Here is a 12182-nt window from a genome sequence, read left to right on the forward strand (position 1 = left end):
TTTCCCCCGAGGAAGAGAGAGGTTCTGCTCAGACATAGGGTGTGACATCGCAACAGCCTGCCAGCAGGAGCGCACACTCGCGGTTGTGCCACTCCTCACCCGCTTGATAAGCGGACCGACTTACAGGGTGCCCAGATTGCGTTTCAGTTCTCTCAACACCTGCTTGGTGCCAGGCCGGATGCCGCGCCACACGGTAAAGGCTTCAGCAGCCTGCTCCACCAGCATGCCGAGCCCGTCCATGGTCTGACGGGCGCCATGCTGCTTGGCCCAGCCGATGAAGGCCGTGTCCGTCGCACCGTACATCATGTCGTAAATGGCGATATCGGCGTGGATCAGGGCCGGTGCCAGCGGTGGCAACTCCCCTTGCAGACTGGCGGAGGTGGAATTGATGATGAGATCGAACGGCCCCGCCAGCTGCTCATAAGTCTTGGCACTGAGCGCTCCCAGATCCTGGAATTCGGCAGCCAGCTGCTGCGCTTTTCCATGAGTGCGGTTGGCGATCACCAACTCGCCCGGCTTCTCCGCCAGCAGCGGCGCCAACGCACCGCGAGCCGCCCCACCGGCCCCCAACAACAGGATCCGGCTGTCCGCCAGCGTCACCCCATGGGACTTGAGATCGGCTACCAGCCCGGCACCATCTGTGTTGTCCCCCAGCAGCACGCCGTCATCGGTCAGCTTGATGGTATTGACCGCCCCCGCCCGCTTGGCCCTTGGACTCAACCGATCGACCAGGGCGAACGCCTGCTCCTTGAAGGGCACAGTGACATTGCACCCCTTGCCCCCCTGGGCAAAGAAGCTGCGCAGGGTAGCGGCAAACTCGTCGACGGCGGGCTCGGCCAACCCATACTCCAGCTCTTGCTGGGTCTGTCTGGCGAACAGGGTATGAATGAAGGGGGACTTGCTGTGGCGCACCGGGTGGCCAAAAACCAGATAACGATCCATCAAAGAGTTCCATCAGAGGGTGATCACCCGATTTAACGGGTTTTCTCAGTCGGGAACAAGCCGAATATCGGCCAGTAAAAAGGGGCCCGTCATGGCCCCTCGAGTCACAGCCACTCTCGTGGCGTGAGGTAGTCGGTATAGAGCAAAGCCTCGGGGCTGCCCGCCTCCGGCTGCCAGTCATACTCCCAGCGGGCCAAGGGGGGCATCGACATCAGGATCGACTCGGTACGTCCGCCAGTCTGCAACCCGAACAGGGTACCCCTGTCATACACCAGGTTGAACTCCACGTAACGACCACGGCGATAGAGCTGGAACGCCCGCTCCCGCTCGCCATAGGGCAGCGTCTTGCGTTGCTCGACAATGGGCAGATAGGCATCGAGATAACCCCGACCTACCGCCTGCATGAAGGAGAAGCAGTCGGCAAAGGGCCAGCGGTTCAGATCATCGAAGAAGAGGCCGCCCACCCCTCTGGTCTCGTTGCGATGCTTGAGGAAGAAGTAGCGATCGCACCAGGACTTGAACTCGGGGTAGATATGGTCGCCAAAAGGCTGACAGAGATCGTGGGAGACCTGATGCCAGTGCTGCACATCCTCGGCAAACGGATAGAAGGGCGTCAAATCGAAACCGCCGCCAAACCACCAGATGGGCGCCTCGCCCTCTTTCTCGGCGATGAAGAAACGGACGTTGGCATGACTGGTCGGCACATAGGGGTTGTGCGGATGGATCACCAGCGAGACGCCCATGGCCTCGAACTTGCGGCCGGCCAGTTCGGGGCGGTGAGCGGTCGCCGATGCCGGCATGGCATCGCCATAGACATGGGAGAAGTTGACCCCACCCTGCTCGATCACAGCGCCGTGGCGCAGCACCCGGGTGCGGCCGCCACCACCGCCTTCGCGGCGCCAGGCATCTTCCACGAAGTGTCCGGCGCCATCAGCCTGCTCCAGTCCCCGGCAGATCTCGTCCTGCAACTGCAGCAGGAAGGCCTTGACCTGGGCCACATCCGGTTTGCTCATCTTGTCTCCAGTCAGGCAGGATCTTGATCGTCCCGTCCATTTTATATTGTGGTGTCACGCCATAAGCACATCGCCCGTCATGGCTGCAAATCAGCGCCCCCTCAGGAGGGACGAATGATGGCGCCGGTACGGGCGTCCTTGATCTCGGATGGATTGGCCTGTCCCCCGACTTCCCCAGGCAGGATATGGGCCAGCTGACTTGCCAGCAGCTCACCTATGTCGGCCACCCGTCGGGCAGGCTCCTCGCCGGTCAGGTTGGCACTGGTCGAGACCAGGGGCTTGCCAAAGGCGCGGCACAGGGCCTGCACCTGAGGATGGGCCGTGACGCGCACCGCCAGGGTATCGAACTGTCCGGTCAGCCAGGCCGGCGTGGTCACGCGGGCAGGCATGATCCAGGTGAAGGGGCCGGGCCAGCTCGCCTGCACGCGAGCAAGCTGCTCGTTGCTGAGCTGGCCCAGGTCGATGTAATCCTGCAATTGGGTCAGATCGGCGGCAATCAGGATCAGGCCCTTCTCCACCGGACGCTGCTTGATGGCCAGCAGGCGCTGAACCGCAGCCTCGGAGTCGGGATCACATCCCAGGCCAAAGACGGCCTCGGTGGCATAGGCGATCACCCCTTCGCGGTGCAGGGCGGCGATCGCTTGTTCAAATTCGTTTTGCATAGAAAAAATGCGACAGCCGGGCTGCCACCTCTCATCACTGGGTTGTAAGTTGAACCGACATGAGGGCACCTTGGAGCCCTCACTTCTTCAGTACATTCGGACGTTTGACCCGCCATCAGAGCCTCGGCTCATCATTGGCCACTGCAACGCCTGAGATGCCGGGCCACATGAACAGACCAAGAGGCTGGCGGCACGGCAGCATCGGGATCGGCGCCCAACGGCACGGCCGTAGAAGGGCGGTTCACCGCAAGAAGATAAATCCAGCTGAAGTACCCTCTTGCCAGCAAGCTGCCAGCCGGCTCATGGCGGCAGGATTATACCCGCTCAATCTGATGACAGCATTTCTTTTGCGGGCAGACCCAGCGCAGACTCCCTCTCACTTTCTTCTCGATCATGATGCCCCAGCCACACTCGGGGCAGGGCATGGGAACAGGCTTGTCATTCACCACGTATTTGCAGTGAGGATAGGCATCGCAGGAGTAAAACTGTTTGCCATAGCGGGAGGTGCGGCTCACCAGATGACCCTTGCCGCACTCCGGGCAAAGGATCTGGGTATCGTCGCTCTCCTGCAGGGACTCGATATGCTGGCAGGCCGGATACTGGGTACAACCCACGAACAGGCCGTAACGCCCCTTCTTGATCGCCAGAGGCTGACCACAATCGGGGCAGGCGGATCCTTCGAGCACCTTTTCGATGTCGCGGCCGGAGGGCGTCAGGGAACGAATGTAGTCACAGGAGGGGTAGGCCGAGCAGCCCAGGAAGGGGCCATGCTTGCCCTGACGGATCACCAGCTCGGCACCACACTGCGGGCACGGTTCGCGCTCGAAAGCATGTTCGTGGGCAGAAAAGAGGTGATGATCGATTTTTGACATGGGCCGCGCCTTGGAATCCAGATGGCCTGAATTCTACCAGCGCGGCACCGGACTGTCAGTGAATGACACCATCCGACTCGTCAAACACCAGCTCCTCCATCTGCTGGTAGGCATTCTCACTGCCCGGGACGTTGAACAGCACCATCATGACGACCCACTTCAGGTCATCCAGCTCGATATCCGGCTTGTCCAGCTCCAGCAAACGCTCGATACAGATTTCGCGGGTTTCGGCGTTCAGCACCTGGGCCTGTTCCAGGAACAGCAGGAAACCACGGCACTCGGTACTGAGGCGAGCCAGCTCTTGCGGGGCGTAGATCCGCATCGAACCTTGCGCGCTGGCGGTGACATACACCTCCCGCTCGCTGTCATGCAGATTGGCCAGTCGTTCCAGCCAGTTGAGTGCCTTCTCAATCTCGTCCTGATTGAAACCGGCCCGGCTAAGTTCGTCGGTGAGTTCATCCTGCTCGACCATCACATCTGCATCGCTGTGGATGTAGGTCTCGAAAAGGTACATCAATACATCAAACATGATTCGCCCTCCTCGCTCTGACGTATCCACCGGCTACCGCCATCACTGCACCGGCCAGCTCCAGCTCTACCAACCTGCCCAATACCACTTCGACAGGAAGCTGGGCCCGCTCGGCAACGGTATCCACGCTCGTGGTCTCATAATCTACGTTATCCAACAAATCGGCATAAGGCAATTCGCTATTATGCAATGGCTCGGGAGAAGGGTTCGCCAGCCTCTTTAATGGCACAAGGGCTGGCAGCTCTTCCATGACATCTGCCGCATTCAAGACCAACTTAGCCCCCTGCTGAAGCAGGCGATTGCACCCCGCAGCCTGGGTATTTTGCGGTGCACCGGGTACGGCGAACACCTCGCGCCCCTGCTCCAGCGCGTAACGGGCCGTGATGAGGGAGCCGCTCTGTTCGGCAGCCTCCACCACCAGCGTGCCCAGCGACAAGCCACTGATGATGCGATTGCGACGAGGGAAATGTTCCGCCAGCGGCCCCTGGTCCGGCGCCAGCTCGGAGACAAGCAGACCGCCGTGCTCGAGGATCTGCATCGCCAGGCCCTGATGGCGCTTTGGATAGAGGCAGTCAAGCCCGGAGCCCAGCACCGCCAGCGTCACACCGCCCGATGCCAAGGCCTGCTGGTGACAGATGCCATCAATGCCCAGCGCCAATCCGGAGGTGATCGCCAGACCACTCTCCACCAATTCGGCACACAAACGGGCGGCGTTGTCCTTGCCTGCATAGGTGGGGTGACGGGTTCCCACCATCGCCAGCTGTGGCAGGGAGAGGGATGCGAGATCCCCGCGGCAATAGAGCAACAGGGGGGCCGCGGGGATCTCTTTAAGCAGCGCGGGATAGGCGGGACTGTCAGGGCAAAGCAGGTGATTGTCAGGTGCCGCGGCCCAGTTCAACCCCTGCTCCACCAGGGGTGATGGCCATCTCAGCTGCCGGATTTGGGCCGATTGTAGGCCAAGTGATTGCAGCACGCCATCATCACAGCCAAACAGGGCGTCGATGTCGCCGCCGAAGTGCATAAGCAGCCGCGCGGCGGTGACCGGACCTATGCCGGTCACCGTATCCAGCGTCAACCACAGCGAGAGCCGCCCGAGTGGAAGTGGCACGTCAGAAGTTACTGACCTGATAACCCGAGCTGACCAGATCCTGGCTCTGCAGGATGAGGCCATAACTCAGCTTGTCATACACCTTGAACAGCATGACCCTGGCAACCGCTTCGGCGGGCAGGGACGACTTGCCAGCAGAGTGGAATGCCTTGTCATAGACGGAAGCATATTCTCGATACGAGACCTTGCCATTCTTGTCCACCATCTCGGCCCCCGGACGCAGGATCTCGAGCACATCGCCTGGGGCAATCTGATCCCGCTGCCCCTTGTTGATGAGGACAACGTCAAACTTGCCTCCCCCGCGCACCTTGCTCGGCAGCTCTATCACATAACCGGGGGAAATCACCGGCGCCGCCTTTGGCATGAAGACGGCAGAGAGGCTCTCCTGCGGTGGTAACGGGATGACCTTGTCTCCCTGATATACCTCGCGCCTGCTGTGCGTCAGCGTGACTCTGGTGCTGTTGTTGACCTGGCGATCCTCCGCCCGCACAGTGCCGACAAAAATCGCCTCCTGGCCGAGCAGCTCACCGGTCAGCTTGTCCTTGTAAGTCACCCCGGGGCGATAGATGCCGTAACTCTGACCCGGATTCAGCGCCCCCTGCACATAGAGGGTGTCCCCCTCCAGCATGCCGATATGCTTGTCATTATTGCCAAGCACATAGGGCAGGTCTTTGCTCTGCTGGCTGTCGGCCAGAATGTGATCGGTTTGCAGGAAGGGCACTATCTCGCTGAGGGGCAGGGTCGGAATGGGGTTGGCCTTGTTCTCGTAGCGGTTCTTGGGGGACAGGTGAATGACCTGTTTGCCGCCCTGGCTGGCCTTGCCCAGACGCGGCTCACCATTGACCCAGCTCAGTTGCAGCACATCACCGGGGTAAATCCAGTGTGGGTTGGCAATCTGGGGATTGATGTTCCAGAGACGTGGCCAGAGCCAGGGTTCGGCCAGATACTGGCCCGAGATATCCCAGAGGGTATCCCCCTTCTGCACCACATAACTCTCGGGATAACCGGATTTCAGCGTCAACTGCTGTGCCATGGCACCATTGGCCAGGGCTGTCGCCAGACAGGCGAGGATGATTTGCTTCAGATGCATAACACTCCCTGTTACTTCTGCACGCAAAGTGTTGCTGTTTTTTGTCGACGTAAATGACTAGAATTACGTCAATATTGACTGCGTTTATATGAAACTAAAGAAAAAACTATGGCCATTCTAGATGTATTGCGTTTCCCCGATGAGCGCCTGCGCACAGTCGCAGCCCCTGTCGAGACCATTACACCCGAGTTACAACAGATTGTAGATGATATGTTCGAAACCATGTACGCGGAGGAAGGCATAGGCCTGGCCGCGACTCAGGTCGACATTCATCAGCGCATCATCGTCATCGACGTCTCTGAAGACCGTGAAGATCAGCTGGTGCTGATCAACCCGGAGATCCTGGAGCAGTCAGGCAGCACCGGCATCGAAGAGGGTTGCCTCTCGGTCCCCGGCAGCCGCGCTCTGGTACCGCGTGCCGAGTGGGTCAAGGTCCGGGCGCTGGATCGCCACGGCAAGCCATTCGAGCTGGAAGCGGACGATCTGCTCGCTATCTGCATACAGCATGAGATGGATCATCTGGTCGGCAAGCTGTTTGTGGATTACTTGTCCCCTCTCAAGCGCCAGCGCATCCGTCAGAAGCTGGAAAAGATGGCCCGTGAAGATCGCAAAGTCCTCTGAGGATCTGCCCCATTGAATAAGCTGAAACTGATTTTTGCCGGTACCCCCGACTTCGCCGCCCGTCATCTGGCGGCGTTGTTGTCTTCCGACCATGAAGTCGTCGCCGTTTACACCCAGCCCGACAAGCCGGCGGGCCGCGGTCAGAAACTGACCGCCAGCCCGGTCAAGGAGCTGGCGCTGGCCAACGATTTGCCGGTCTACCAGCCGGCCTCCCTGCGCAATGAAGCCGCACAGGCCGAGCTGGCCGCCCTTGGCGCCGATCTCATGGTGGTGGTGGCCTACGGCCTGATCCTGCCCAAGGCGGTGCTCGACACCCCGCGTCTCGGTTGCCTCAATGTGCACGGCTCCCTGCTGCCACGCTGGCGCGGTGCCGCCCCCATACAGCGCGCCATCTGGGCGGGCGATGCCGAAACCGGCGTCACCATAATGCAGATGGATGTGGGGCTGGATACAGGCGCCATGATCCGCAAGGTGAGCTGCCCCATCGCCTTTGATGAGACCTCCGCCAGCCTCTATGACAAGCTGGCCGAGCTGGGCCCGCAGGCGCTGGTCGACACCCTTAACGCCATGGCCGCCGGTGAAACCGCCGCCGAGGCGCAGGACGATGCGCTGGCCAACTATGCCCAGAAGCTCTCCAAGGAAGAGGCGCGCATCGACTGGTCCATGGAGGCCGTCGCCATCGAGCGCTGCATTCGCGCCTTCAACCCCTGGCCCATCAGCTGGTTCGAGGCCGCGGAGCAGACCATCAAGGTGTGGCAGGCCGAGGTCATCGACAGCGACCATGGCCAGAGCGCCGGCACCCTGCTCAAGGCCGACAAGCAGGGGATCGACGTCGCCACCGGCAAGGGGGTGCTGCGTCTGCTGACCCTGCAACCACCCGGCAAGAAGGCCATGTCCGTCCCGGATCTGCTCAACTCTCGCCGCGACTGGTTTGAACCCGGCACGCAATTGCATTGAACTGGATTGAATTGACACAAGCGGGGCCCAGGCCCCGACTTGCGCATCTAAGGTAACTCTATGAAAACACGTGCACAGGCCGCTCTCGTTATTCAACAGGTGCTGGATCAGGGCCAATCCCTCTCCGCTGTTCTGCCTGCTGCCCAGGAGAAGGTGGCGCCCCGCGATCGCGCCCTCCTGCAAGAACTCTGCTATGGCACCCTGCGCTGGCTGCCCCGCCTAGACGCGGCGGTGAGCGAGATGATGGACAAGCCGCTCAAGAACAAGAGCCGCATCTTCCACTATCTGATCCTGGTCGGTCTCTATCAGCTCATCTACACCCGCATTCCGGCTCATGCCGCCGTGGCCGAGACCGTCAATGCCGTCAAGCTGCTCAAGGGCACCTCACTGCGCGGCCTCATCAACGGCGTGTTGCGCAACTTCCAGCGCAGCGCCGAAGTCATACTGCTGCGCATCGACCGGGTGCCCAGTATTCGCCTCGGCCACCCCGAGTGGCTCACCAAGCGTCTGCGTCAGGCCTATCCCGAGGATTGGGAATTCATCATGGAGGCCAACAACCAGCGTCCCCCCATGTGGATCCGCAACAACAGCCAGCGCCAGAGCCGCGAGCAGATGCTGGCCCGCATGGCCGAAGTGGGCATCAATGCGGTGGCCGGCGAAGAGGGTGAGGATTGCATACTGCTGGAGCGCCCTTGCGACGTGACCAAGCTGCCCGGTTTCGAAACCGGTGACTGCTCGGTGCAAGACGGTGCCGCCCAGCAGGCCGCCCGTCTGCTCGATCCCCAACCCGGTGACTGGGTACTGGACGCCTGCGCCGCCCCCGGCGGCAAGACAGCCCACCTGCTGGAGCTGCAACCCGCCCTCGCCGGTGTGGTAGCCGTGGATGCGGACGAGCACCGACTCACCCGGGTTCAGGAAAATCTGGACCGCATAGGTCTCACCGCCCGGGTGATCCACGGGGATGCCAGCACGCCGGACCTGTGGTGGCCAGGGGGTCAGTTCGACCGCATCCTGCTGGATGCCCCCTGCTCCGCCACCGGCGTCATTCGCCGCCATCCGGACATCAAGTGGCTGCGCCGGGATCAGGACATCCGCGAGCTGGCCGAGCTGCAGCGCCGCATTCTGAACGCCCTCTGGGCGAAGCTCAAAAGCGGCGGCACCCTGCTCTATGCCACCTGCTCTGTGCTGCCGGAAGAGAACCGCGACCAGATCCGCGCCTTCCTGGCGGACACCAAGGACGCCCGTCTGGTGCCGCTGCACGAGCAGGACAACCCGGATTGCCCGGGTCGCCAGTTCCTGCCTGGCGAGGCGGAGATGGACGGCTTCTATTATGCCAAGCTGATCAAGCTGTAGGCCCTGCCCCCGGATGTCGAGTCCGGGCGGCAGGCTGGCTTGCCTCGTTTCGAAGCAACAATCTTGAGTAAGATGTCCATATGAAAATCATCATTCTGGGTGCGGGTCAGGTGGGTGGCACCCTGGCGGAAAACCTCGCCGGCGAGAACAACGACATCACCATAGTCGACACCGACAGCGACCGCCTGCGGGAGCTGCAGGACAAGTTCGACCTGCGGGTGGTGAACGGTCACGGCGCCCACCCCAGGGTGCTGCGCGAGGCGGGGGCCCAGGATGCGGACATGCTGGTGGCGGTCACCAACAGTGACGAGACCAACATGATCGCCTGTCAGGTGGCCTACTCCCTGTTCAACACCCCGAACAAGGTGGCGCGCATCCGCTCCCCCGCCTATCTGGTGGAGCGGGATCGGCTGTTCCTGCCGGAATCCGTGCCTGTGGATCACCTGATAGCGCCGGAACAGCTGGTGACCGACTATGTGCGTCGCCTCATCGAGTATCCGGGCGCGCTGCAGGTGGTTGATTTTGCAGGTGGCAAGGTGGGTCTGGTGGCGGTCAAGGCCTACTACGGCGGCCCCCTGGTGGGCAATGCCCTCTCCACCCTGCGGGATCACATGCCGAACATCGAGACCCGGGTCGCCGCCATCTTCCGCCAGGGCCGCTCCATCCGCCCCCAAGGCACCACCATCATAGAGGCGGATGACGAGGTGTTCTTCGTCGCCGCCGCCGGCCACATCCGGGCCGTGATGTCGGAGCTGCAACGGCTCGAGAGCCCCTATCGCCGCATCATGATAGTCGGGGGGGGCAACATAGGCGCCGGTCTCGCCCGCCAGCTGGAGAAGCGCTACAGCGTCAAGCTCATCGAGCGCAACCAGAAGCGGGCGGAGCAGCTCTCGGAGAACCTGGAAAACACCATCGTCTTCTGCGGCGACGCGGCAGATCAGGAGCTGCTGGCGGAGGAGCACATCGATCAGATCGACGTCTTCATCGCGGTGACCAACGAGGACGAGGCCAACATAATGTCGGCCCTGCTCGCCAAGAAGATGGGTGCCAAGAAGACAATGGTGCTGATCCAGCGCGGTGCCTACGTGGATCTGGTGCAAGGCGGCTCCATCGACATCGCCATCTCGCCCCAGCAGGCCACCATCTCGGCCCTGCTGACCCACGTGCGCCGTGCCGACATCGCCAACGTCTACAGCCTGCGCCGCGGGGCGGCCGAGGCCATCGAGGCCATAGCCCACGGTGACGAGAACACCTCCAAGGTGGTGGGCAAGACGGTGGGTGAGCTCAAGCTGCCGCCGGGCACCACCATAGGCGCAGTCGTACGGGGAGATGAGGTGCTGATCGCCCACGATCGCACCCAGATCCAGCAGGATGACCACGTGGTGATGTTCCTGGTGGACAAGAAGTACATCCCGGAAGTGGAACGCCTGTTCCAGCCCAGTCCTTTCTTCCTGTAAGCCCTCCATGCAACAGGCTGCGACATCCAGACCCGGACATTTCCCAGAGGGAAGGTCCGGGTCTTTTTTCAATCAACGACCAGGTTATCTTGCATGATCAAGCTGCGTCCCATCGTCTTCACCCTCGGGCTGGTGCTATCCAAGCTGGCCCTCTTCATGTGGCTGCCCACTCTGCTGGCGCTGTTCACCGGTTCCGAGGGCTTCGTCGAGTTTCTCAAGTCCGTGCTGATCACCCACGGCGCCGCCCTGCTCTGCCTGCACCATGGGCGCAAGGTGGAGTTTCACCTCGGGGTGCGGGAGATGTTCCTGCTCACCACCTCGGTCTGGGTAGTGGCCTGCATCTTCGGCGCCCTGCCCTTCTTCTTCATCAACCACATCGACTTCACCGACGCCTACTTCGAGACAATGTCGGGGGTCACCACCACGGGATCCACAGTGCTGTCGGGGCTGGACGGCATGGCCCACAGCATCTTGCTGTGGCGCTCCATTTTGCAGTGGCTGGGGGGCGTGGGCTTTATCGTGATGGCGGTGGCCGTGCTGCCCTACCTCAACGTCGGCGGCATGAAACTGTTCCAGACCGAGAGCTCGGATTGGTCAGACAAGAGCGCACCCCGCGCCAAGACGGTGGCCAACAACATAGTAGTGGTCTATCTGGTGCTCTCCATGCTCTGCTTCCTCGCCTACTGGGTGAGCGGCATGACGCTGTTCGAGGCGGTCAACCACGCCATGACGACGCTGAGCACCGGGGGCTATTCCACCTCGGATCAGTCCATGTCCCACTTCTCCAACTCGGCGCACTGGATTGGCACCCTCTTCATGTTCCTCGGCGGCCTGCCCTTCCTGCTCTATGTGCAGGCCCTCTCCCGCCGTGACAACAGCCTGCTCAAGGATGCCCAGGTCCAGGGCTTCTTCTGGCTGGTGGTCTGGGTCACCGTCGTCGTTACCTTCTATCTGTGGGTCCGGGACATCTACGGCTTTATGGATGCCCTGCGCATCAGCAGCTTCAACATAGTCTCGGTGATCACCACCACCGGCTATGGCCTCGGCGACTTCGGCACCTGGGGGCCCCTCACCAGCATCATCTTCATCATCTTGCTGGCGCTCGGCGCCTGCTCCGGCTCTACCGCCGGCGGGCTCAAGATCTTCCGGATACAGGTGGCCTTCGCCCTGTTCAAGAAGCAGATGCGCCAGCTGATGCACCCCTCGGGCGTCTTCCCCCAGAAATACAACGGCCGTCCGGTCAACGACGCCATCATCCGCTCCATGATCTCCTTCGTGCTGGCCTATTTCGCCATCATACTGCTGATCGCTGCCCTGCTCGCCGCCATAGGCCTGGATCCCCTGACCGCCATCTCAGGCTCCATCACGGCGGTGGCCAACGTGGGCCCCGGCATGGGGCCCGTCATAGGCCCCAGCACCAACTTTGCCAGTCTGCCGGATACAGCCAAGTGGATACTGTCGTTCGGCATGTTGCTGGGACGACTCGAGATCCTGACGGTGGCGGTGATCTTCTTCCCCTCGTTCTGGCGGCAATGAGGTCGGAGTGGCGGATCACCATGACAAAAAGGGCAGCCCGCG

At 61.6% G+C, this 12182-nt stretch carries 12 protein-coding genes; 5 read left to right on the plus strand and 7 right to left on the minus strand.

Translation table 11 applies throughout. The annotated features are described in order from the left end of the window. Positions 1–120: 120 nt before the first annotated feature. The 7 genes from aroE to G4923_RS16990 all read right to left on the minus strand — a co-directional run bounded on the left by aroE (position 121) and on the right by G4923_RS16990 (position 6216). Positions 121–942, minus strand: a complete 822-nt coding sequence (gene aroE / locus G4923_RS16960) for a shikimate dehydrogenase (RefSeq protein ID WP_163137754.1) — start codon at positions 940–942, stop codon at positions 121–123. Positions 943–1046: 104 nt separating this feature from the next. Further along, positions 1047–1955: an oxygen-dependent coproporphyrinogen oxidase gene (gene hemF / locus G4923_RS16965; RefSeq protein WP_111911647.1), complete on the minus strand. Its 909-nt coding sequence runs from the start codon at positions 1953–1955 to the stop codon at positions 1047–1049. Between the two features lie 101 nt (positions 1956–2056). Then, entirely contained in the window at positions 2057–2617 is a 561-nt protein-coding gene (gene tsaC / locus G4923_RS16970; RefSeq protein ID WP_163137755.1) for an L-threonylcarbamoyladenylate synthase type 1 TsaC, read from the minus strand. 314 nt (positions 2618–2931) lie between these two features. Further along, the gene (locus G4923_RS16975) at positions 2932–3489 is read right to left on the minus strand and encodes a DNA topoisomerase family protein (RefSeq protein ID WP_139745007.1); all 558 of its coding nucleotides are present in this window, start codon (positions 3487–3489) and stop codon (positions 2932–2934) included. Positions 3490–3544: 55 nt separating this feature from the next. After that, on the minus strand, positions 3545–4018 hold the full coding sequence (locus G4923_RS16980) for a DUF494 family protein (protein WP_025325340.1): 474 nt from the start codon (positions 4016–4018) through the stop codon (positions 3545–3547). Next, positions 4011–5126 (minus strand): DNA-processing protein DprA, encoded by a 1116-nt coding sequence (gene dprA / locus G4923_RS16985; RefSeq protein WP_163137756.1) that lies wholly within the window; start codon positions 5124–5126, stop codon positions 4011–4013. Before dprA ends, G4923_RS16980 begins: the two co-directional genes overlap by 8 nt. 1 nt (position 5127) lies before the next feature. Continuing rightward, positions 5128–6216, minus strand: a complete 1089-nt coding sequence (locus tag G4923_RS16990; protein ID WP_163137757.1) for a LysM peptidoglycan-binding domain-containing protein — start codon at positions 6214–6216, stop codon at positions 5128–5130. Positions 6217–6324: 108 nt separating this feature from the next. Here G4923_RS16990 and def point away from each other — a divergent pair, with 108 nt between their 5' ends. The 5 genes from def (at position 6325) to G4923_RS17015 (ending at position 12140) form a co-directional block, all read left to right on the plus strand. Then, entirely contained in the window at positions 6325–6837 is a 513-nt protein-coding gene (gene def, locus G4923_RS16995; protein WP_025325337.1) for a peptide deformylase, read from the plus strand. Positions 6838–6849: 12 nt separating this feature from the next. Further along, a complete protein-coding gene (gene fmt / locus G4923_RS17000) occupies positions 6850–7794 on the plus strand; it encodes a methionyl-tRNA formyltransferase (RefSeq protein WP_163137758.1) in 945 nt (314 codons plus the stop codon). A 60-nt stretch (positions 7795–7854) separates the two neighbouring features. After that, positions 7855–9147, plus strand: a complete 1293-nt coding sequence (gene rsmB / locus G4923_RS17005) for a 16S rRNA (cytosine(967)-C(5))-methyltransferase RsmB (protein WP_163137759.1) — start codon at positions 7855–7857, stop codon at positions 9145–9147. Positions 9148–9227: 80 nt separating this feature from the next. Continuing rightward, entirely contained in the window at positions 9228–10604 is a 1377-nt protein-coding gene (gene trkA / locus G4923_RS17010; protein WP_025325334.1) for a Trk system potassium transporter TrkA, read from the plus strand. Positions 10605–10697: 93 nt separating this feature from the next. Then, complete coding sequence (locus G4923_RS17015) at positions 10698–12140, plus strand: TrkH family potassium uptake protein (RefSeq protein ID WP_106885271.1); 1443 nt, start codon at positions 10698–10700, stop codon at positions 12138–12140. The last annotated feature ends 42 nt before the right edge of the window (positions 12141–12182 follow it).

It is taken from the genome of Aeromonas rivipollensis (assembly GCF_010974825.1).
Taxonomy (GTDB): Bacteria; Pseudomonadota; Gammaproteobacteria; order Enterobacterales; family Aeromonadaceae; genus Aeromonas; species Aeromonas rivipollensis.